Here is a 19,817-nt window from a genome sequence, read left to right as displayed (position 1 = left end):
CTGAGTATGCCTAGGGCAACCTGATCCGCGTATTCTGGACACGAGCCGGAGTTGAGGCCGATACTCGCTCTATGAGCTCCACGCATCCGCCCTTTCGCGCCTCAGATGGGGAACGTGACCGTGCGATCGACGAGCTCAGGGAACGCGCCGTGGAGGGCCGCATCTCGCACGACACCTTCGTGGGCCGGGTCGACCAGGCGTTGCGGGCGCGCAACAGGGGCGAGCTCGACGAGCTCGTCGCGGATCTGCCGCGCAGGCCCACGCTCCGGCAGCGGCTGACCGACGCCGTCTCCTCGGTCTCGGAGTTCACCACCAGGCTGCAGTCCGCCTGGCGGCGGCCCCGGCTGCCCCGGCTCGCGCTGCCCGACGACGAGCGCCTGCGTTACGTGGTGGGCCGCGGATCGGCCTGCGACCTCGTACTGTCCGACCTGACGGTCTCCCGCGTCCACGCCGAGCTGCGCCGCGAGGGCGACGGCGGGTGGATGCTGGTCGATCTCGGCTCGCTGAACGGCACCCGGCTCAACGGGTGGCGGCTGGTGGGCCCCGCCCGGGTGAAGTCGGGCGACGAGGTCTCGTTCGGCGACTGCGGGTTCATGGTGACGTCGCAGCAGCCCACCTAACGGACCCCCACAAATACGGATATTTGCGGATTACAGGTCGACTGCGCTGATCCATGCTCTCATGCGATCCCCCAGTCGACTTGGAGACCCCATGCGGCGCACCTCAGCCTCCCTCGTCGCGGGCGCGCTCGTCGCGGCCCTCGCGTGGGCGTCCGGACCGTCCACTCCCGCCGTCGCGCTCGACCCCTCCGTGGGCGCGGCGGACCTGACCCAGGACATCAACCAGATCCTCAGCGACTCGCGGCTCACGATCGCCAGGGCGGGCGTCGTGGTCAAGAGCGCCCGGACCGGCGAGGAGCTGTACGCCACCGACGCCGGCAAGCTCCTCATCCCGGCCTCCAACACCAAGCTGTTCACCTCGGCCGCCGCGGCGGAGACGCTCGGCCTGGACTACCGCTTCCCCACCACCGTGCTGAGCACCGGCCGCAAGGCGGGCTCCCTGCTGACCGGCGACCTGGTGCTGCGCGGCACCGGCGACCCGACCATGCTGGCCGAGGACTACGACGCGCTGGCGGCCGAGGTCGCCGAGGCGGGCGTCAAGGTCGTCACCGGCAAGCTGGTGGCCGACGACACCTGGTTCGACTCCCAGCGGCTCGGCAACGACTGGGCCTGGGACGACGAGACCGCGTACTACGCGGCGCCGATCTCGGCGCTGACGGCCTCGCCCGACAGGGACTACGACGCCGGCTCGGTGATCGTGTCCGTGGCGGCCGACGGGGACGAGGTCAAGGTCTCCACCACGCCCGAGACCGACTATCTGAAGATCGTCAACCGGGCCACGGTGGGCGCCGAGACGGACGTGCTCATCGAGCGGCAGCACGGCACGCGCACGGTGGTGATCACCGGCACGGTCGCGGACCCGTACCAGGAGTGGGTGGCGGTGGACGACCCCACGGCCTACGTCTCCTCGCTGTTCCGCAAGTCGCTGGCCAGGCACGGCGTCAAGGTGCTCGGGCCGACCACCTCCGGCGCGGCGCCCTCGGGGGCCAAGGAGCTGGCCCGGCACGAGTCGATGACGCTGGGCGAGCTGCTCGTGCCGTTCATGAAGCTGAGCAACAACATCCACGCCGAGATCCTCACCAAGGCCATGGGCCGCAAGGTGTCGGACCAGGGCACCTGGTCGGCCGGACTCAAGGTCAGCACCGACTTCGCCAGGGCGAACGGCGTAACGGTGATCAACATGCGGGACGGCTCCGGCCTGTCGCGCCGCGACGGCTTCTCGCCGGGCTCGATCGTGCAGCTCCTGTCGGCCGTACGCGCCAAGCCGTGGTTCTCCACCTGGTACGAGTCCCTGCCCATCGCGGGCAACCCGGACCGGTTCACCGGCGGCACCCTGCGCAGCCGGATGCGCGGCACGCCCGCCGAGAACAACGTGCACGCCAAGACCGGCTCGCTCACCGGCGTCACCTCGCTGTCCGGCTACGTCACGAGCGCCGACGGCGAGCCGCTGATCTTCTCGATCATGCTCAACCAGTACCTGTCGGGCTCGCCGAAGGACATCGAGGACAAGATCGCCGTACGGCTCGCGCAGTTCTCGCGGTCGGCCGCCGCGGGGGACGCCGCCGGGCTCCGCACCGCGACCGCGGGCGCGACGGGAGACCTGGAGTGCTCGTGGCTCAAGCCCGCGCCATGCTAGCCACCCTCTGACGGAAAGAATCTCGCGGCCCCCTGACGCTCAGGGGGCCGCTGTGGTTTACCGAGATCAGAATGGGTGAGATCACGATTCAGCCACTTGGAGCTCCAAGTAAGGGCGCTAATTTCCGTACATAGCCGACTTGGGGGGACCAGAATGCGGGTTCGACGCACAGTCGAACCCCTCATCGGAGGATGGTATGCGTAGAGAGCTCCAGGCGGTGGCCTGTGTCGGATGTCTGACGGCACTGAGCCTCCCCGCGCCCGCCGCCTCCGCCCAGCAGACCTCCCACCAGCAGGCGACCGCCCAGCAGGCCACCGCTCAAGAGGCCACCGCCCAGCAGGCGTGCCGGGTGCTCGCGCTCACGCCGTCCGTCGTGCGGGGCACGGTGCGCGCGACGGCCGTCCGGTCCGGCTGCGCCGACCAGGCCCGGCTGAGGGTCCGCATCAAGGTCGCCGCGGCCGGCCCCGACCGGGTCGTCAAGAGCGGCTCCCAGATCGTCGGCAACGGCCGGATCACCGCCAAGGCGAGCTGCGGCAGCACCCCGCGCCGCTACTACGCGGTCGCGCTCGACTCGCAGGGGCGCACCGGGCAGTCGCGCTCGGTGAAGCTGTCGTGCGGGCGCCCGGCCGCCGGCGGTGGCTTCGCCTCCGCGCCCGAGACGGCGGTCGTCACCCTCACCAACCGCGCCAGGGCGCAGAACGGCTGCCGCCCCCTCGTCCACGACGCCAAGCTGCACCTCGCCGCCGAGCGCCACTCGGCGGACATGGCGCGCAACGGCTACTTCTCGCACACCTCGCGCGACGGCCGCACGTTCGGCCGGCGGATCCAGGCCACCGGCTTCGCCTTCCGCTCGGCCGGCGAGAACATCGCCAAGGGCCAGCCCACCGCCGCCGCCGTGGTCAAGGCCTGGCTCGACAGCCCCGGGCACCGGGCCAACATGCTGAACTGCGCGTTCACCCACATCGGGGTCGGGCACAACGCCAAGGGCCCCACCTGGACACAGGACTTCGCCTCCCGTTAGCGAGCATCACTCCCCCGACCAAGGGAGCGTCGGGCTTTCACCGGCCCCACCCCGAGCCGGTTCCCACCGCACGCCCATGCGCTCCCCTCCGGGCGGACCCGGCCGCGCCTCCCCCCGCACACAGGACCGCGGCCGGGTCCGCACTACCCGGCGCCTCCAGGACCACGTCCGGGTCCGCGCTAACCAGCGCCTCCAGGGCCACGTCCAGGTCCGGGCTGACCGAGTGCGGATCGCAGCTCGCCGTATCCAGGTGCGAGCCGCCGCAGCCCCGCCGCCACGGCCGCGTCGTCGCCCGTGACCAGCGGAAGTTGCAGCCCGCCGAGCACCCGCGCCTGTTCCCAGGCGATCGCCGCCGGCTCCGCCAGCCCCAGGTGCGCCAGCCAGGTCGCCGCGTCGGCCAGCCGCCGGGCGCCCACCCGCACCCCGAAGTGCACCAGCATCCCGCGCGCCGCCCCACCGAGCCCGGCGTCCACCTGCTCGGCCAGCCGCAGCGCCGCCTTCTCCCCGCCCAGGGTGCCGGGCGGCACCGGCAGGTCGTCCCGCCCCTCCAGCCACCGGGCGGCGGCGGGCAGCGAATCGCGCAACGCCCGCTCGACGGAGATGTCGCGCACCCGCACGAAGCCGGCGCGCATGACGTACGACGTGTCGAGGTACTCCACCGCCTCGGCCCGCCAGGCGGCCAGGAAGCCGGCGGCGGGCAGCGTGGCGAAGGGATGCCCGTGCGGGTCGTGCAGCACGACGGTGTCGCCCTCCACGGCCAGCACCACCACGTAGTGGTCGCCGGCCCCGCCCGGCGTGTACGGCAGCAGCCCCATGTCCACCGGCCCCACCAGAGCCGGGCACGCGGCCCTCAGCCGCTCCAGCGCCTCCTCCTCCGTGCCCCCGTGGCTGCGCTCGCACCTCCAGCCGAGCAGCGAGACGGCGGCGTCGAGCCCGAGCTCGGGGTCCCAGCCGTAGGGGTCGAAGAACGGCTGGGTGCCGCCGGCGAGGTGCATCCCGAACGGCGAGCCCGTCAGCGTCTCGATCGCCCCCGCCGGGGGCGAGGCCGGGCCGAGCATCATGGCCAGCGAGTTGGCGTAACAGTAGGGTCCTGATCCGGTGTAGGGCAGCATGGTGCCCAGCCAAGCGCCTGACACGGTGTCAGGCGCAACTCAGTGGGGCCGCCGGTCCGAGAAGCGGACCAGGACGAGCGACTCGACGACGCCGACGACCGCGTACGCCAGGATCGACACCCCCGTGACGACCACGATGTGCGCCCACACCTCGTCGTAGCGGAACCCGCCGATCGCCCGCAGGATCTCGGCTCCGATGCCCTCGCCGGTGGCCAGCCACTCGGCGATCAGCGCCCCGATGATGGAGGCCGGCACGGAGATCCTGGCCGAGGCGAACACCGAGGGCATCGCCGTGGGCACCGCCACCTTGCGCAGGACGGTCAGGCGGGTGCCGCCGTACGCCATGATCAGGTCGGTGGCCTGCGGCGAGGCGGAGCGCAGGCCGAAGGCGATGTTCACCAGCGCGGGGAAGAACACCACGATGCCGCCGATCACGGCCACGCCGGCGAGCTCGCGGCCGAAGACCAGCGTGATCAGCGGGGTCATCACCACGAGCGGCACCGAGCGCAGCAGCATGGCGACCGGCATGAACGTCTGCTCGACGGTCCGCATCAGCACGAAGGCGACGGCGACGGCGATCGCGGCGGCCATGCCCGCGACGAATCCGATGGCCGCGTCCCTGATCGTGATCCCGAGCGCGCCGAACACTGCCTCCCGGTGCGCCTGCGAGGACGCCAGGTACTCCCAGACCTGCGGCGGGCGCTTGCCGACGAGCGGGCTGATCCCGAACGCCTCCAGCGCCAGCCACCACGCGGCCACGACGATGACGACGGAGGGCGCCAGCGGCCCCACGATCCGCAGCACGGTACGGCCGATCATTGGGCTTCCCCTCTCGACCAGGGCGTGACCACGCGGGCGACGAGCGCGACGAGCGCGTACCCGAGGCCCGCGATCAGGCCGGACACCAGCGCGAGCCCCCAGGTGCGCGGCACCTGGAACTGCTGCTGGGAGATCATCAGGGACACGCCGAGCCCCTGATCGTTGCTGCCGAGGTACTCGCCGATGATGGCGCCGAGCAGCGCCGACGGGGCCGAGATCTTCAGGCCGGCGAACGTGCCCGGCAGGGCTGAGACGACCTGCACGTAGCGGAGCCTGGCCAGGCGGCCGCCGCCGTACACGGTGACGAGGTCGAGGCTGACCCGGTCGGCGGAGCGCAGCCCGAGCAGGGCGCCGATGAGCGTGGTGAAGAAGACCGAGATGGCCGCCAGGAACACCACGGTCGCCTCGCCGCCGAAGACGACCAGCACGATCGGCCCGATGGCCAGCAGCGGGATGCAGTAGCTGATCACCGCGAGCTGCGTGGCGACCGCTTCGAGCCGGGGCACGAGCAGCACCAGCAGCGCCACGCCGATGGCCAGGCCGTTGCCCCACAGGAAGCCCTGGACGGCGGCGGACAGCGTGGCCGAGGCGTTGGGGCCGTAGAAGGCCATGCCGTCGGAGCCCATCGACCGCAGCACCGCGACCGGGGTGGGCACCGCGCCGCCGTCGGCGAACACCGTCACCGCCAGCAGCCACCAGATCGCGACGAGCGCGACGACCCCGATCAGCCCCTGCAACCGTCTCATGAGCCGTGCCCGAACAGCAGGTCGCTGAGGTGGTCGTGCAGGGCGTGGAACTCGGGCGTGCGCATCATCTCCGGCGTGCGCGGGCGGGGCAGGCCGATCTCCACCAGCTCCACCACCCGGCCGGGGCGGGGGCTCATCACGGCCACCAGGTCCGACAGGAAGATGGCCTCGCCGATGCCGTGGGTGACCATGAGGGTGGTGGCGGGCTTCTCCGTCCAGATGCGCAGCAGCTCCAGGTTGAGCCGCTGGCGGGTCATGTCGTCCAGGGCGCCGAACGGCTCGTCGAGCAGCAGCACGCTGGGCCTGACCACCAGGGCGCGGGCGATCGAGACGCGCTGGCGCATGCCGCCGGACAGCTCGGCCGGGCGGGCCTTCTCGAAGCCCTCCAGGCCGACCAGCTTGATCAGGTCCTCGATCACGCCGGGCTCCGGCTTGATGCCGGCCACCTCCAGCGGCAGCCGGATGTTGGCCGCGACGCTGCGCCAGGCGAGCAGGGCCGAGTCCTGGAAGGCGATGCCGAGGTGGTGGCTCCTGCGCAGCTCCTGCGGCGTCTCGCCGTTGACCAGGATCTCGCCCGTCGTGGGCTCCTCCAGGCCGGCCAGGATGCGCAGCACCGTGGACTTGCCGCAGCCGGACGGGCCGAGCAGCGACAGGAACGAGCCCTTCGGGGTGCTCAGGTCCACGTTCTCGACGGCGGTCAGGCCCTTGCCGAACGTCTTGCTCAGGCCGGAGACGGCGATCCCGCTCATGCGAGCTTCAGGCTCGGGTCGGCCTGGTAGATCTCGTTCAGGATCGACAGGTCGAAGAGCTGCTCGGCCTTGATGTTCAGGCCGGCCTTGGACAGCGAGGAGATGTTCTGCTCGATCAGCTCGGGCGTCATCGTGAACAGGCCGTTGGCCTTGGCGTCGTCGGTGACGACGAGCTCGTTCTGCATCTTGGCCTCCTCCGTCTGCTCCTTGACGTCGAGGTTCTGGTCCTTGCCGTAGACGGTGGCGGCCAGCTCGGCGGCCTTGGCCGGGTCGGCGACGGCGTCCTTCCAGCCCTTGATCTCGGCGGTCAGGAACGCCTTGAGCTTGTCGCGCTCGTTGTCGATGGTCTCCTGCGTGACCGTGAACGTCTCGGCGACCAGCGGCAGGCCGGCGTCGGCGAGCAGCAGGTACGCCGGGTCGTGCCCCTTCATCCGCAGGTTGACCGGGCCGCTGGTGACGAAGCCCACGTACCCGTCGAGCTGGCCGGAGGTGAGCATCGACGGGTCCGACTGGAACGGCACCCTGGTCACCTTGGCGGCGTCGATGCCGTTGGCCTTGAGCAGCGCGTTCCAGACCAGCTCGTTGGAGTCCTGGACGCCGATCCTCTTGCCGGCCAGGTCCTCGGCCCGCTCGATCGGGTTCTTGCTCAGGGAGATGACGGCGAACGGGTTCTTCTGGAACGTGGCCCCGACGATCTTCAGGGGCGCGCCCTGGAGCACGGCGGGCGCGGTGATGGTCGGCGCCGACAGCCCCGCCCAGCAGCGCCCGGTGGCCAGGCCCGACTCGACCGAGGTGCCGGAGCCTCCGCCGGACAGCAGCTCGACCTGCGAGAACCCGGCGGCCTTGAAGTGGCCGTTGGTGTCGGCGAAGTACTCGCCGGCGAACTCGACGTTCTTCTTCCAGGAGAGCTGCAGCTTGACCGCCCCGAATCCGCCGCCGCCACCGCCGGACGAGGAGTCGGTCGTGCCGTTGCCCCCGCAAGCGGCCAGACCGAGCGCCAGCCCTGCCAGGCCGGATGTCCGCAGGAACGCGCGACGGTCGAGGGTAGCCATAATTCTCCTTGAACGGCCGTGAACATGCAGGTCAGGAAGGTATCCCTCGATTATTACCGTCGTGTGACGATGGTTTCGGACATCACGGCCCGGGGAACCGCCGTGCATCGGGAAGCCGGGAAAACCGCTGGCGGCCCCTGTAGGTCCCTACGAGAGCGCCGCGCGAGGACCGTAGATCCCTCCAGCCGCCCAGGGGCTCCGGTAGCGTCGAGCCCGAGATGAGACTCGACGCAATCCCCCTTTGGGACGGTACCGAATTCCGCGGCCCGGTCGATCTGACCTGGGAGCCCGACCGGATCACCGGCGTCACCCCGGTGGCGGCGGCACGGCACGCCGATCTTTGCGTGCTGCCCGGCCTGGTGGACACGCACGTGCACCTCGTCGGCCACGCCGGCGCCGGTCAGCCCCCGGACTTCGCGACCTGGCCGCTGACCACCACCCGCGACGAGCAGGTGCTGCACGGCGCCGCGCACGCCCAGCGGGCCATGCGGCACGGCGTCACGACGCTGCGCGACCTGGCCGGCGACGAGGCGCAGATCGCGCTGCGCCGGGTCTTCGACGCGGGGGTGCTGCCGGGGCCGCGCATCCAGGTGCACGGCGTGGTGGGGATGACGGCCGGGCACAACGACCTGTTCGTGCCGCCCGCGTTCCCGATCAGGAAGCCGACGGCCGACGGGCCCGACGAGTGCCGCAAGCTCGTACGCACCTGGGCCAGGGCCGGCATGGACGGCATCAAGCTCACGACCAGCGGCGGCGTGCTGTCCATCGGCGACAAGAACGTCTGGCGCAACTACACCCGCGACGAGATCAGGGCGGTCGTGGACGAGGCGCACGCGCTCGGCATGCTCGTCGCCTCGCACGCGCACTCCGAGGACGGCATCCGCGTGGCCGTCGAGGAGGGGGTCGACTCCATCGAGCACGGCACGCTGATGAGCCGGGACCTGGCCGAGACGCTGGCCGCCCGCCGCACGCCCGTCGCGCCGACCCTGCTGATCAACGAGGCCATCGCGCAGGGCCGCGTCCCCGTCACGGCCGAGGCGATGGCCAAGGCCGCCGAGCTGGTCGCCACCCGCGACGTGCTGCTGGCCCAGGCCGCGGCGCTGGGCGTGCGGTTCGTGCTGGGCACCGACGCCAACGGCCACCACGTGCAGTTCGGCGACCAGCTCGCCGAGGTCGTGCACATGACGCGGATCCTCGGCATGGACGCCGAGTCGGCGCTGCGCGCGGCCACGTCCGACGCGGCCGACTCGATCGGCGTGCCCGTGGGCCGTCTCGCGCCCGGGCTGGGCGCCGACCTGGTCGTGCTGCGCGGCCGGCCGTGGGAGCGCATCGAGGACCTGGCCACCGAGAACATCGTGGCCGTCGTCTCACGTGGCCGGGTCGTCGCGGGCCGCCTGCCCTGACCTCAGCGCCAGGTAGAGGTCCGTACGGTCGCGCATCGACGACATCCGCCGCCCGGTCAGCTCCTCGATCCGCTGCATCCGGTAACGCAGCGTGTTGACGTGCACGTACAACTCGTCGGCCGTGCGCTGCCAGGATCCGCACGTCTCCAGGAACGTGTCGAGCGTGCGCAGCAGCTCGGAGCCGTGCCGCGCGTCGTACTCCGCGACGGGGCCGAGCAGGTGGTCGCGGAAGGAGCGGCGCATGCTCGACGGGAGCGAGGCCAGCAGCAGGTCGAAGCTGTCGATGTCGGCCACCGACATGATCGACACGGGCCCGGGGCCGCCGCGCGCCGACTCCATGCCGCGCCTGGCCGTCTCCAGGGCCTCGCCGAGCTGCGACACGCTGGCCGTCATCTCGCTGATCCCGGCCGCGATGCTCACACCCTGCCTACCGGCGCCGCCCGCATCCTGCCTGCCGGCTGCGCCCGCTCCCGCACCCTGCCTGCCGGCGCCGCTCGGCCCCGGCCGTCCCGCGGCTCCCGAGGCGTCCGCCGCCCGCTGCCCCGCGATCAGCGCGCGCAGCTCGTCGGCCAGGCTCTTGCGCGAGGCGCGGCCGTTGACCAGCACGGTCGCCTCGCCCGGCGTGCCGCCCACGATCAGGTGGCGGCCCTTGCGCGCCAGGCCCTCGTGCAGCAGCTCGGGCAGATCGAGCTCGGGCCCGCCGGTCTGGGCGACCGCCATGGCGGTGGTCGGCAGGCCGGGATCGGCGCCGAGCAGCCGCAGGTGCGCCGACACCTCGCCGGGCGGGATCTGGCCGAGCACGTCGAGCAGCGTCTGCGCCCTGACCCGCTCGGCCCTGCGCTGCTCGGTGGCGAAGCCCTCGGCGGTCACCACCTCGCTGATCGCGCCGAACGCCTGGTCGGGCGCGGCCAGCAGCAGCGGCAGCCGCCTGCGCGCGCACGCCTCGACCAGCTCCTCCGGCAGCTCGCCGAGCACGATCAGGCCGACCACGAGACCGGCCACGCCCGCCGCCCACAACGCGTCGGCGAAGCGCTCGCAGTCGGACGGCCGGGTGTACCAGACGCCGCTGGTCAGCACGAGGTCGCCGGAGCGCAGGTAGCGGCGGGGGTCGGGCAGGTCCGTCGGGTACGCCCGCAGCACCTCCCGATCGGTGGCCTCGGCGCCCGTCACCAGCGTCAGCCGTAGGTCCTCGCGGGCGAGCAGATCCGACAGCCTCATGAAATCTGATGTTATGCCAGCTCAGAGCATGAGAGTTCAGAGGTTCGCACGAAGCCTCCACTCTCCGGGGTCCGGTTTACTTCATGCATGCGTCCCAAAGCGGAACTCCACCTGCACATCGAGGGCACCCTGGAGCCCGAGCTCGTCGTCGAGCTGGCCCGGCGGAACCGGATCGACCTGCCCACCTTCGATGTGGAGGCCATCCGCGCGCGGTACTCCTTCGCGAACCTGCAGTCGTTCCTGGACGTGTACTACGAGAACATGGCCGTCCTGCGCACCGAGGCGGACTTCTACGACCTGGCCACCGCCTACCTGCGGCGGGCCGCCGGGCAGGGGGTCCGGCACGCGGAGATCTTCTTCGACCCGCAGGCGCATCTGAGCAGGGGCGTCCCGTTGCAGGTCGTGTTCGACGGGCTGTCGGCGGCGCTGAAGGAGAGCGAGCTGTCGGCGGCGCTGATCCTGTGCTTCCTCCGGGACCGGGGCGCCGAGGAGGCCGAGCAGGTGCTGCGGGCGGCGCTGCCGTACCGGGAGCGGTTCATCGGGGTGGGCCTGGACTCGGCGGAGGTGGGCTATCCGCCGTCGTTGTTCCGGCGGGTCTTCGAGATGGCCGCCGCCGAGGGGCTGCACCGGGTGGCGCACGCGGGCGAGGAGGGCGGGCCCGACTACGTGTGGGAGGCGCTGGACATCCTGCGCGTCGAGCGGGTTGACCACGGCATCAGGGCGATGGAGGATCCGCAGCTCGTGGCGCGGCTTCGGGCCGAGCGGATCCCGCTGACCGTGTGCCCGCTGTCGAACGTGCGGCTGCGCGCGGTGCCGTCCCTGCGGGACCACATCCTGCCGGCGATGCTGGACGAGGGCCTGGTCGTGACCGTCAACTCCGACGACCCCGCCTACTTCGGCGGTTACGTGGACGACAACTACGAGGCGCTGCGGCGCGAGCTGGGGATGACGGACGACCAGCTCGACCGGATCGCGCGCCACTCGTTCGAGGCGGCGTTCGTCAACGGAGCGTGAGCACGGCGGCGGGCACGGCGGCGGGCACGGCATAGGCACGGCGAAAGGGCACGGCAAAGGGGCCCACCTTGCAGGTGAGCCCCTTAGCTACACTACTCGGTCGCCGAAAACCTGGCTTCAGCCGATCGTGCAGTTGTTCTCTTCCTTCTTGATGCCGAGGATCTGGCTGAGAACGTCGCCGACCTCAAGGACGAGAACGCCCTCCGTGCCCTTGTCAACGTCACCCTGCGCGAAGATGGCATCGCCGATGGCGCAGACCTCGAGGTTACGTGCGCTGGAGTGGGTGGCGTTGGCCTCGACCTCGTCGTTGGCGAGCGCGGCGCCGCCGGACATGAGCAGCCCTCCGACGAGCCCGGCCAAAATCAGCCCCTGCTTGTACATTTCGATTCTCCCTTGATAACCCTCGACTACTCTCCGTAGCTATCGGAGGAAGGTCTGCCCCCGCCCCAACTTCGACAAACGCTGCCATTTTGCTCTTGACCTGCTGAAATACACGCATGACCGAATGGTGGATGAAGATCGTCCTACTTGACGATTCTGCACTCCCAGGCGGTAAGCGCCCGCCTTCTCCCTTACCGGCCCATGACCCTGGATCACGCTCCCATGCGACGTCTGACTGGCGCACATCATGGGAAGGTAGGACATCATGGCCACGCATTTCGGACCATTAGTGCAAACTTTCGAACGGGGGCTCTACCGGGCACCTACGGCAAGGTCAGGATGACCGGGCCGTCCTCGGTGATGGCCACCGTGTGCTCCACGTGCACGCTCCTGCTGCCGTCGCCCGAGCACACCGACCACCCGTCGGAGGACATGTAGTACCGGTCGCCGCCACCGGCCATCAGGCTGGGCTCGATCGCGATCACCAGCCCGGGCCGCAGCCGCAGCCCGCGTCCGGCGCGGGCCTCGTTGGGCACGAACGGCTCCTCGTGCATGGCCCGGCCGATGCCGTGGCCGCCGAAGTCGTTCTGCATGCCGTAGCCGGCGCCGCGCCCTACGGTGGACATCGCGTGCCCGATGTCGCCCATCCGGCCGCCGGGCAGGGCCGCCTCGATGCCCGCCGCCAGCGTCTCCTCCGCGACCCGGATCAGCTTGAGGTCCTCCGCACGGGACTCGCCGACGGTGAAGCTGACCGTGCCGTCGGCGTGCCACCCGTCGATGTACGCCGCGCAGTCGACGCTGATCAGGTCACCGTCACGCAGCCGGTACGGCGACGGCAGCCCGTGCAGCATGACCCCGTTGACCGAGGTGCAGATCACGCCGGGATACGGCATGGCCCCGAACGACGGGTGGTAGCCGAGGAACGACGCCTTCGCCCTGGCCTCCGCGATGACCGTCCTGGCCACCTCGTCCAGCTCCTTGAGCGACACCCCGATGGCGGCCTGCTCCCGCACGGCGGCGTGCACGGCGGCGACGACCTTGCCGGACTCCCGCATCGCGGCGATCTCACCGGCCGACTTGTACTCGATCACGACCCCTCCTTGCCGATAACTATACCGGTATTATTATCACGGATCATGGCCGCGAAAGACTACGGAGGGGTCTTCTACCCGGCTCAGTCCATCCCTCTCCTGCCGGGGGTCCAGAACGGCTTCGTCCGCACGTCCCTGCGCTGCCAGCCGCGCTCGCCGACCAGATGGGCGCGCACGGCCTGGATCGTCCGCGCCTCCCCCGCCAGATAGGCCACCCCGGGCCCGTCGGGCAGCTCCAGCTCCCTGACCGCGTTCACCAGCACGTCGGACCCCGCCGCGGACGCGCCGCCCCGGCACACCCGCACCAGACCGCCGGGCAGGTCGAGGTGGTCGTCCGGCGAGCCGGCCTCCACCGCGCCGTACACGCCCGCCCCTTCGGGAAGGGCCCGGAGCATCGCCCCGAACGCCACCGACGCCGTCTCCTCGCCCGCGAACAGGTGGTAGGGCGCCTCCTCCCGCACCACGAAGCTCCCCTCGGGGCGGGTGAAGGAGATCTCCTGGCCGGCCCGCACGTCCCTGATCCACGACGCGCCGGGCGAATCTCCGCCGTGGTCGAACCCGATCACGTCGAGGGCCTCCCAGTCGGGGTCGTACCGCCAGATCGAGTACGTACGCAGGACGCCGCCGAGCGGGCCGCCCTCACCGACCAGCAGCCGGACGTGCTGGCCCGGCGTCCACCGCAGGCCGCTCAGGCTCTCACCGCCGATCCTGACGCGCCGCATGCGGGCCGTGACCTGCTCGGCCTCCACCACCTCACCGGTGAGGAACATCCGGTCGAGCAGCCTGCGGGCGAGGGTCTGTCGCACAACTATCTCCTTCGGGGGTCGAGCTGCTCGATCCGGTGGCGGGCGTCGACGAAGATCTCCTGGATGCGCTCGACCACCCGGGGGTCGCCGTGGGCGTGGGCCAGCGTCTTCACGGCGGCCTTGACCAGGCGCAACGCGGGGCCGACGATCTCGGCGGCCTCGGGCTCGCGGAACATCCCCCACTCACCCCTGCTGGCCGCCCTGGCCCACAGCCGCTCGATCCGCCCGGCCTCCTCCTCGACGACCCGGCGGCCCTCGGCGGTGAGATGGTGCACCTTGCGGCCGTCCGCCGGCTCGACCCGGACGAGGCCCTCGTCCTCCAGCAGTTGCAGGGTCGGGTAGATCGAGCCGGCGCTCGGCTCGTAGGTGCCGTTGAAGCGGCCGGAGAGGCGGCTCATGACGTCGTAGCCATGGCCGGGCTGCTCGGCGATCAGGGCGAGGATGGCCAGGCGCAGCTCTCCTGGCCCGAAGAAGCGGCCCGTGGGGCCCGTCCCGCCCCCTCCCGGGTTGCGGCGCGCGTTCATCATGTGTCGAATGCTATATCGAACGATATATCGCCGTAAAGACGTACTATCGCGTCTCGTGCCGGTCGCGCAGGTGCAGGGCGAGCTGCGTGCGGTCGCGCAGGCCGAGCTTGCGCAGCATGCTGGAGACGTGGTTCTTCACCGTGCCCTCGGTGATGAACAGCCGGGCCGCGATCTCCTTGTTCGTCGCGCCGACCGCGATCATCCGCGCCACGTCGAGCTCCCTGCCCGACAGCGCGGCCTGCCCCCCGAAGCCGCCCGTCCCCGGCGCGGGGCGCAGCCGCAGCTCCGCCACCAGGCGCGCCGCCACCGGGCCGTCGAGCACGGTCTCCCCCTCATGCGCCTTCCTGATGCCCGCCACCAGCTCCTCCGGGGAGCAGTCCTTCAGCAGGTAGCCGCGGGCGCCGGCGCGCAGGGCGCCGAAGACGTACTCGTCCTCCTCGAACGTGCTCAGCACCAGCGCCGCCAGCCCGGGATGCGCCGCCGCGAGCGCGGCGACCAGCTCGACGCCGTCCATCCGCGGCATCCTGGCGTCCACCAGGACGACGTCCGGCTCGCAGCGCGGCACGGCCTCCAGCGCCTGCCTGCCGTCGGCCGCCTCCCCCGCGACCGCGATGCCGTCCTCGACCTCCAGCAGCTTGCGCAGCGCCGCGCGCATCAGGTCCTGGTCGTCCACGATCAGCACCCTGATGACGCGATCCGGCCCTCCTCCGCCGCCCGGCGGCACGACGCCGCCCCGGCTCACGTCCGCCGTCATCGTCGCATCACCGTCGCATCACCGGCGCATCACCGGCGCATCACCGGCGCATCACCGGCACCTCGGCGTGCAGCTCGAACCCGCCGCCGTCCGCGTCGCCCGCGCGGAAGGCCCCGCCGAGGCCGCGCACGCGCTCGGCCAGCGACGACAACCCGAACCCCGCCACGTCCGCCCGGGCCTCCGCCCCCGCCTCCACCGTCGCGTCCGCCGCGTCCGCCCGGGCCTCCGCAGCCGTCGCGTCCGCCGTCGCCCCCGCCGCGCCCGCCTTGTCCGCGGTGTGCGACGTCCCCCGCCCGTCGTCGCCGATCGTCAGCGCCACCCGGTCCTCCCCGTACGCCAGCCGCGCCCGCACCCGCCGGGCCCCCGCGTGGCGCAGCACGTTCGTGAGCCCTTCCTGCAACACCCGGTAGAGGACCAGCTCGGCGTCCGGGTCGATGCGCCGCTCGGCCCCCTCCACCTGGAACCCGACCTCGACTCCGGTGCCGTCGAACGAGCGGGCCAGCCGCTCCAGCGCGCCGCTGCCCACGTGCCCGTCCAGCGCGAGGGGACGCAGGGCCCGCGCCCAGCGGCGCGACTCGGCCAGCGCCTGCGCGGTCACCTCCTTGGCCTGCCCCACCTCCTCCCAGACCGCCTCGGGCCGCCGCAGCCTGAACCGCTCCGCGTTCTCCAGGCTCATCTTGATCAGGGTGAGCTGGTGCCCGATGGAGTCGTGCATGTCCCTGGCCATCCGGGCGCGTTCCTCGGCCACCGCCAGCTCCCTGATGCGCTCGATGAGCCGCTGGGCCGCCTCCCGCTGGGTGCGGGCCTCGATCAGCGCGGCGGCCATGGCCAGCGAGAACACCGCGAACAGCACCAGCAGCACGATCTGCTCGGCCATGACGCCCCAGTCGCCGCCGGACAGCACGGCGATCACCGCGCCCATGGCGGCGACGTAGGCGCAGACCACGCGGACGGCCACGCGCATGCCGTACAGGAAGGCCACGTGCACCATGGCGATGAGCAGCATCGCCGAGTGCAGCCCGCCGACGAACTCACCGGCGAACGGGACCACCACGAGCAGTCCGGGGGCTGCCAGCTTGCGCGCGGCGCCGGCGTCCCGGCCGGCCGGCATGACCAGCCAGAGCCCCGCCACCAGCACCATCGTGAGGGCGAACAGCGCCGTCCCGGGCAGCCCGCGCACGGAGACCGCGCCGCCGGCCAGCATCACGGCGTACACGGCCCAGAACGTCACGGTGAGGACCCGCGGCTGCCCCGTGTCACGAAATTTCACATCTTCGGACCATACGTGGCCGAAGCCCCGCCCGGCATCCTCCTTCAGGCACCATGACTTCCGTCATGGCCGGCTCTATCCCGGGCTCGATGTGCACACGCGGGGCCACGCCTAGCGTCGGACAGTATGCGAATCCTGGGTGCCGTCCTGGCTGCGATCGCGATGCTCCTCGCGGTCACGTTCGGCGTGATGATGATCGTCAATGTCCTGCCCGAGAACGCCGGGGGCTTCGTCGCCCCGCCGCTGATCACCCTGGCGACCCTCGGCCTCCTGTACGGCTACCGGCGGCTGACGGGCCGCCCGCCGTGGGCGGGGCTGGGCCTCACCCGTACCTGGTTGGCGCTCCCGCAGGCGGTGCTCGGCGCGGTCGTGGGCGTGGCCGCACTGCTCGCGGGCTGCGCCGTCACCGTGTGGACGGGCGCGGCGGCCTGGGGACAGGCCGTCGCGGCGCCTCCGCCGATGGAGCTGGTCGCCGGCTTCGCGCTCATCGTGCTGCGGGCGTCCTTCCCCGAGGAGCTGCTGTTCCGGGGCCACCTGTGGGACGTGCTCTCCGACCGGCTCGGCCCGCGCGCCGTGCTCGTGGTCACGTCGGTGTCGTTCGGCCTGCTGCACCTGTTCTCGCAGAGCCCCGCGTCCGGGGCCGGGGAGAAGGTGCTGTTCATGGTGCAGGCCATCGCGCTCTTCCTGCTGTGCGGGGCCACCAGGCAGCGTACGGGCGCGATCTGGACGGCGGTCGGCGTGCACACCGCGATCTACCTGGGCCAGTTCATCCCGATCAGGCCCACCGACTACGGCGTGCAGCTCGCCTTCCAGACCGTGACGCTGGCGCTGGCCGCCGTCCTGGTCCTCGCCGTCCGCAGGCCGGGATCGGGCCCGCGGGCGGCCCTGCCGGACGCTCGGCCGGACGCTCGGCCGGGTCTCATACGCTGATCACCACCTTGCCCCTGGCGTGGCCCCGCTCCACGTGCGCGATGGCCTCGGCGACCTCGCTCAGCGGGTGCGTGCGCTCGATGACCGGCGTCAGCTTGCCGGCCTCGATGAGCTCGCGAAGCGTGGCGAGGTCGTCGGCGTTCTCGCGGGTGACGAAGAACGGGAGCTTGTGGCGGACGAACAGGTTCATCACGTTCAGCCTGATGATGCGGCCCATCGGGCCCAGCCAGCGGCCGCCCGAGCCGCTGTTGTGCAGGTAGACCCCCGCCGGGGTCAGCAGGCGCCGGCAGTCGGCCACCGACCGGTTGCCCACGTTGTCGAGGACGACGTCGTAGCGGCGGCCGGTGCGGGTGAAGTCCTCCTTGGTGTAGTCGATCACGTGGTCGGCTCCGATCGAGCGCACCAGCTCCACGTTCGCGCTGCCGCACACGCCGGTGACCTCGGCGCCGTACGCCTTGGCGAGCTGCACCGCGAACGTGCCGATCCCGCCCGCCGCCCCGTTGACCAGCACCCGCTGCCCCTGCCTCAGCCCCGCCTTGTCGCGTAAGGCCTGCAGCGCGGTCAGCGCCGACGTGGGCACGGCCGCGGCCTGCTCGAACGTCAGCCCGGCCGGCTTCCCGGCCAGCGGGCCGCTCTCGGGGACCGCGACGTACTCGGCGAAGGAGCCGGGGGCGCAGCCGTACACCTCGTCGCCGGGCGCGAACCGGCTGACGCCCTTGCCCACCGCCTCGACGACGCCGGCCAGGTCGGCCCCCAGCCCGTGGGCCTTGGGCCGCCTCAGGCCCGCCACGGCGCGGAAGACGTACGGGCTGCCCCGCAGCAGGTGCCAGTCGCCCGGGTTGACGGCGGCCGCCCGTACGCGGACGAGCACGCCGTCGTCGCCGAGCTCGGGCTTGCCGGTCTCCTCCAGCTCGATGACGTCAGGCGCGCCGTAAGCGTAGTACCGGATGGCCTTCATCGCAGCTCCTCTGACACGTGAAAGAAAATGCTGACATATGAAAACCATACCTCGCGCTACTCCTCCGCGAGCACCCCCGCGAAGGGATCTCCGCCCTCGCCCGCGAACGAGTACGCCCCGCCCTCGATCCGCTCGATCAGCCCCCGCGTCCACTCGGCGCCGTTCTCGGCCGAATGCGCCCACAGGCGGGTGATCTCGCCGATGTGCCCCTCGGCAGTGCCGACGACCGTCACGGACTCCCGCCAACTCCGCAGGCGCTCCATCCGCTGCCGCAGCAGGGCCAGCACCTCGGCGCGCGGCAGGTCCGCCATGAAGCCGAGACCGGCCGACAGCAGATCCATCCGGTCGTGCGTGGTGAGCGCGCCGCGCAGCAGCGAGAAGTACTCGGCCGTGCCCTTCTCCGTGAGCTCGTACTCCGTGCGCGGCGGGCCGCCCACCGTGCTCGGCGCGATGTCGTAGGCGTGCAGGAAGCCCTGCTTGGCCAGTTGTCTCAGCGCGTGGTAGATCGAACCCGGCTTGGTGTTCGACCACTCGTCCGCGCCCCAGAACTCCAGGTCGTTGCGTACCTGGTACCCGTGGGCGCGCCCGTGCCGCCGCACCGCGCCCAGGACCAGCAAGCGAATCGCCGACAATCTATTCAACCTTGACTAGTTGGGATGAACGATGGCGGACGGGGAGCAGGCCCCGCCCGCCGCCGTACCGGACTCAGGCCTTGAGCCAGCTCATCATCGGGCGGAGCTTGGCGCCGGTCTTCTCGATCGGGTTCTCGGCCAGCTCGTCGCGGTAGCGCTGGAACTCCTTCTGGCCGCTGTCGAACTCGTCGACGAGCTGGCGGGCGAAGGTGCCGTCCTGGACCTCGGCCAGGATGCGGCGCATCTCCTGGCGCGACTCCTCGTTGATGACGCGCGGGCCGCGGGTGTAGCCGCCGTACTCGGCCGTGTCGGAGACCGACCAGTACATCTTCGAGATGCCGCCCTCGTACATGAGGTCGACGATGAGCTTCATCTCGTGCAGGCACTCGAAGTAGGCGACCTCGGGCTGGTAGCCGGCCTCGATCAGGGTCTCGAAGCCCGCCTTGATCAGCTCGGAGACGCCGCCGCACAGCACGGCCTGCTCACCGAACAGGTCGGTCTCCGTCTCCTCCTTGAACGTGGTGCGCAGCGCGCCGGCGCGGGTGCCGCCGATGCCCTTGGCGTAGGAGAGCGCGAGGTCGAGCGCCTTGCCCGAGGCGTCCTTCTCGACGGCCACGAGACACGGCACGCCGCGGCCGGCCTCGAACTGGCGGCGGACCAGGTGGCCCGGGCCCTTCGGGGCCACCATGCAGACGTCCACGCCCTCCGGGGCCTCGATGAGGCCGTAGCGGATGTTCAGGCCGTGGCCGAAGAACAGCGCGTCGCCCTCGACGAGGTTGGGGGCGACGTGCTCGGCGTACAGGTGGCGCTGGATGTGGTCCGGCGCCAGGATCATCGTGAGGTTGGCCTCCTCGACCGCCTCCGACGGGGAGAGCACGCGAAGGCCGTCGTTCTCGGCCTTCTCCCGGCTCTTGGAGCCCTCGGGCAGGCCGACGCGCACGTCCACGCCGGAGTCACGCAGGGAGAGCGCATGGGCGTGGCCCTGGCTGCCGTACCCCAGCACGGCCACGTGGCGTCCCTGAATGATCGACAGGTCGGCCTGGTCGTCGTAGTAAATCTCGGTCACTTGCTCAAAACC

General features: G+C 71.5%; 21 protein-coding genes. 6 read left to right on the top strand and 15 right to left on the bottom strand.

Annotation, left to right across the window (positions count from 1 at the left end; genetic code table 11):
- Positions 1–71 precede the first annotated feature (71 nt).
- From HD597_RS59505 to HD597_RS59495, 3 genes are all read left to right on the top strand, one after another.
- On the top strand, positions 72–620 hold the full coding sequence (locus tag HD597_RS59505) for an FHA domain-containing protein (RefSeq protein ID WP_253757846.1): 549 nt from the start codon (positions 72–74) through the stop codon (positions 618–620).
- 91 nt (positions 621–711) lie between these two features.
- A complete protein-coding gene (gene dacB, locus HD597_RS59500; RefSeq protein ID WP_253757844.1) occupies positions 712–2,256 on the top strand; it encodes a D-alanyl-D-alanine carboxypeptidase/D-alanyl-D-alanine endopeptidase in 1,545 nt (514 codons plus the stop codon).
- A gap of 196 nt (positions 2,257–2,452) precedes the next feature.
- On the top strand, positions 2,453–3,277 hold the full coding sequence (locus HD597_RS59495; RefSeq protein WP_253757842.1) for a CAP domain-containing protein: 825 nt from the start codon (positions 2,453–2,455) through the stop codon (positions 3,275–3,277).
- A gap of 179 nt (positions 3,278–3,456) precedes the next feature.
- Here HD597_RS59495 and HD597_RS59490 read toward each other — a convergent pair whose 3' ends face one another.
- Genes HD597_RS59490 through HD597_RS59470 form a run of 5 tightly spaced genes read right to left on the bottom strand, consistent with a single transcriptional unit; the run spans position 3,457 to position 7,755 of the window.
- Positions 3,457–4,389, bottom strand: coding sequence for a YobF C-terminal domain-containing protein (locus HD597_RS59490; protein ID WP_253757840.1), 933 nt, complete (start codon positions 4,387–4,389; stop codon positions 3,457–3,459).
- Between the two features lie 39 nt (positions 4,390–4,428).
- The gene (locus HD597_RS59485; RefSeq protein ID WP_253757838.1) at positions 4,429–5,208 is read right to left on the bottom strand and encodes an ABC transporter permease; all 780 of its coding nucleotides are present in this window, start codon (positions 5,206–5,208) and stop codon (positions 4,429–4,431) included.
- Positions 5,205–5,954, bottom strand: a complete 750-nt coding sequence (locus tag HD597_RS59480; RefSeq protein ID WP_253757836.1) for an ABC transporter permease — start codon at positions 5,952–5,954, stop codon at positions 5,205–5,207. The genes HD597_RS59485 and HD597_RS59480 overlap by 4 nt, the downstream gene beginning before the upstream one ends.
- On the bottom strand, positions 5,951–6,703 hold the full coding sequence (locus tag HD597_RS59475; protein ID WP_253757834.1) for an ABC transporter ATP-binding protein: 753 nt from the start codon (positions 6,701–6,703) through the stop codon (positions 5,951–5,953). Before HD597_RS59475 ends, HD597_RS59480 begins: the two co-directional genes overlap by 4 nt.
- A complete protein-coding gene (locus HD597_RS59470) occupies positions 6,700–7,755 on the bottom strand; it encodes an ABC transporter substrate-binding protein (RefSeq protein ID WP_253757832.1) in 1,056 nt (351 codons plus the stop codon). Before HD597_RS59470 ends, HD597_RS59475 begins: the two co-directional genes overlap by 4 nt.
- Before the next feature lie 218 nt (positions 7,756–7,973).
- Between HD597_RS59470 and HD597_RS59465 the strand changes: the two genes are divergently transcribed.
- Positions 7,974–9,158, top strand: a complete 1,185-nt coding sequence (locus tag HD597_RS59465) for an amidohydrolase family protein (RefSeq protein ID WP_253757830.1) — start codon at positions 7,974–7,976, stop codon at positions 9,156–9,158.
- Here the strand turns inward: HD597_RS59465 and HD597_RS59460 are convergent.
- Positions 9,123–10,376, bottom strand: coding sequence for a PucR family transcriptional regulator (locus HD597_RS59460; RefSeq protein ID WP_253757828.1), 1,254 nt, complete (start codon positions 10,374–10,376; stop codon positions 9,123–9,125). The two genes, HD597_RS59465 and HD597_RS59460, sit on opposite strands and share 36 nt — an antisense overlap.
- Before the next feature lie 87 nt (positions 10,377–10,463).
- Between HD597_RS59460 and HD597_RS59455 the strand changes: the two genes are divergently transcribed.
- Entirely contained in the window at positions 10,464–11,390 is a 927-nt protein-coding gene (locus tag HD597_RS59455) for an adenosine deaminase (protein WP_253757826.1), read from the top strand.
- 117 nt (positions 11,391–11,507) lie between these two features.
- Here the strand turns inward: HD597_RS59455 and HD597_RS59450 are convergent, their stop codons facing one another.
- From HD597_RS59450 to HD597_RS66380, 6 genes are all read right to left on the bottom strand, one after another.
- The gene (locus tag HD597_RS59450; RefSeq protein ID WP_253757824.1) at positions 11,508–11,771 is read right to left on the bottom strand and encodes a hypothetical protein; all 264 of its coding nucleotides are present in this window, start codon (positions 11,769–11,771) and stop codon (positions 11,508–11,510) included.
- A 323-nt stretch (positions 11,772–12,094) separates the two neighbouring features.
- Positions 12,095–12,862 carry a type I methionyl aminopeptidase gene (gene map, locus HD597_RS59445; protein ID WP_253757822.1) on the bottom strand — a complete coding sequence of 256 codons (768 nt, stop codon included), beginning with the start codon at positions 12,860–12,862 and terminating at the stop codon, positions 12,095–12,097.
- Positions 12,863–12,945: 83 nt separating this feature from the next.
- Positions 12,946–13,668, bottom strand: a complete 723-nt coding sequence (locus HD597_RS59440; protein WP_253757820.1) for a siderophore-interacting protein — start codon at positions 13,666–13,668, stop codon at positions 12,946–12,948.
- A 2-nt stretch (positions 13,669–13,670) separates the two neighbouring features.
- Positions 13,671–14,195, bottom strand: a complete 525-nt coding sequence (locus HD597_RS59435; RefSeq protein WP_253757818.1) for a PadR family transcriptional regulator — start codon at positions 14,193–14,195, stop codon at positions 13,671–13,673.
- Positions 14,196–14,238: 43 nt separating this feature from the next.
- Positions 14,239–14,949: a response regulator gene (locus tag HD597_RS59430; protein ID WP_276083297.1), complete on the bottom strand. Its 711-nt coding sequence runs from the start codon at positions 14,947–14,949 to the stop codon at positions 14,239–14,241.
- 40 nt (positions 14,950–14,989) lie between these two features.
- Positions 14,990–16,219: a sensor histidine kinase gene (locus HD597_RS66380; RefSeq protein WP_253757816.1), complete on the bottom strand. Its 1,230-nt coding sequence runs from the start codon at positions 16,217–16,219 to the stop codon at positions 14,990–14,992.
- 126 nt (positions 16,220–16,345) lie between these two features.
- Here HD597_RS66380 and HD597_RS59420 point away from each other — a divergent pair, with 126 nt between their 5' ends.
- Positions 16,346–17,149: a CPBP family intramembrane glutamic endopeptidase gene (locus tag HD597_RS59420; protein ID WP_253757814.1), complete on the top strand. Its 804-nt coding sequence runs from the start codon at positions 16,346–16,348 to the stop codon at positions 17,147–17,149.
- Here the strand turns inward: HD597_RS59420 and HD597_RS59415 are convergent.
- The 3 genes from HD597_RS59415 to ilvC form a co-directional block, all read right to left on the bottom strand.
- Complete coding sequence (locus HD597_RS59415) at positions 17,139–18,107, bottom strand: NAD(P)-dependent alcohol dehydrogenase (protein WP_253757812.1); 969 nt, start codon at positions 18,105–18,107, stop codon at positions 17,139–17,141. The two genes, HD597_RS59420 and HD597_RS59415, sit on opposite strands and share 11 nt — an antisense overlap.
- A gap of 56 nt (positions 18,108–18,163) precedes the next feature.
- Positions 18,164–18,739, bottom strand: a complete 576-nt coding sequence (locus tag HD597_RS59410; RefSeq protein WP_253757810.1) for a PadR family transcriptional regulator — start codon at positions 18,737–18,739, stop codon at positions 18,164–18,166.
- 73 nt (positions 18,740–18,812) lie between these two features.
- Positions 18,813–19,796, bottom strand: a complete 984-nt coding sequence (ilvC, locus tag HD597_RS59405; protein ID WP_253759946.1) for a ketol-acid reductoisomerase — start codon at positions 19,794–19,796, stop codon at positions 18,813–18,815.
- Between the last annotated feature and the right edge of the window lie 21 nt (positions 19,797–19,817).

It is taken from the genome of Nonomuraea thailandensis (assembly GCF_024172165.1).
In the GTDB taxonomy this organism is placed as follows: Bacteria; Actinomycetota; Actinomycetes; order Streptosporangiales; family Streptosporangiaceae; genus Nonomuraea; species Nonomuraea thailandensis.
This window is presented reverse-complemented; position numbering and strand designations above follow the sequence as displayed.

Coding starts and splice junctions, on each gene's coding strand:
- dacB (WP_253757844.1), top strand. CDS start 712: ATGCGGCGCACCTCAGCCTCCCTCGTCGCGGGCGCGCTCGTCGCGGCC.
- HD597_RS59480 (WP_253757836.1), bottom strand. CDS start 5,954: ATGAGACGGTTGCAGGGGCTGATCGGGGTCGTCGCGCTCGTCGCGATC.
- HD597_RS59465 (WP_253757830.1), top strand. CDS start 7,974: ATGAGACTCGACGCAATCCCCCTTTGGGACGGTACCGAATTCCGCGGC.
- HD597_RS59485 (WP_253757838.1), bottom strand. CDS start 5,208: ATGATCGGCCGTACCGTGCTGCGGATCGTGGGGCCGCTGGCGCCCTCC.
- HD597_RS59455 (WP_253757826.1), top strand. CDS start 10,464: ATGCGTCCCAAAGCGGAACTCCACCTGCACATCGAGGGCACCCTGGAG.
- HD597_RS59460 (WP_253757828.1), bottom strand. CDS start 10,376: ATGAGGCTGTCGGATCTGCTCGCCCGCGAGGACCTACGGCTGACGCTG.
- HD597_RS59470 (WP_253757832.1), bottom strand. CDS start 7,755: ATGGCTACCCTCGACCGTCGCGCGTTCCTGCGGACATCCGGCCTGGCA.
- HD597_RS59490 (WP_253757840.1), bottom strand. CDS start 4,389: ATGCTGCCCTACACCGGATCAGGACCCTACTGTTACGCCAACTCGCTG.
- HD597_RS59475 (WP_253757834.1), bottom strand. CDS start 6,703: ATGAGCGGGATCGCCGTCTCCGGCCTGAGCAAGACGTTCGGCAAGGGC.
- HD597_RS59450 (WP_253757824.1), bottom strand. CDS start 11,771: ATGTACAAGCAGGGGCTGATTTTGGCCGGGCTCGTCGGAGGGCTGCTC.
- HD597_RS59420 (WP_253757814.1), top strand. CDS start 16,346: ATGCGAATCCTGGGTGCCGTCCTGGCTGCGATCGCGATGCTCCTCGCG.
- HD597_RS59415 (WP_253757812.1), bottom strand. CDS start 18,107: ATGAAGGCCATCCGGTACTACGCTTACGGCGCGCCTGACGTCATCGAG.
- HD597_RS59505 (WP_253757846.1), top strand. CDS start 72: ATGAGCTCCACGCATCCGCCCTTTCGCGCCTCAGATGGGGAACGTGAC.
- HD597_RS59495 (WP_253757842.1), top strand. CDS start 2,453: ATGCGTAGAGAGCTCCAGGCGGTGGCCTGTGTCGGATGTCTGACGGCA.
- HD597_RS59430 (WP_276083297.1), bottom strand. CDS start 14,949: ATGACGGCGGACGTGAGCCGGGGCGGCGTCGTGCCGCCGGGCGGCGGA.
- HD597_RS59435 (WP_253757818.1), bottom strand. CDS start 14,195: ATGATGAACGCGCGCCGCAACCCGGGAGGGGGCGGGACGGGCCCCACG.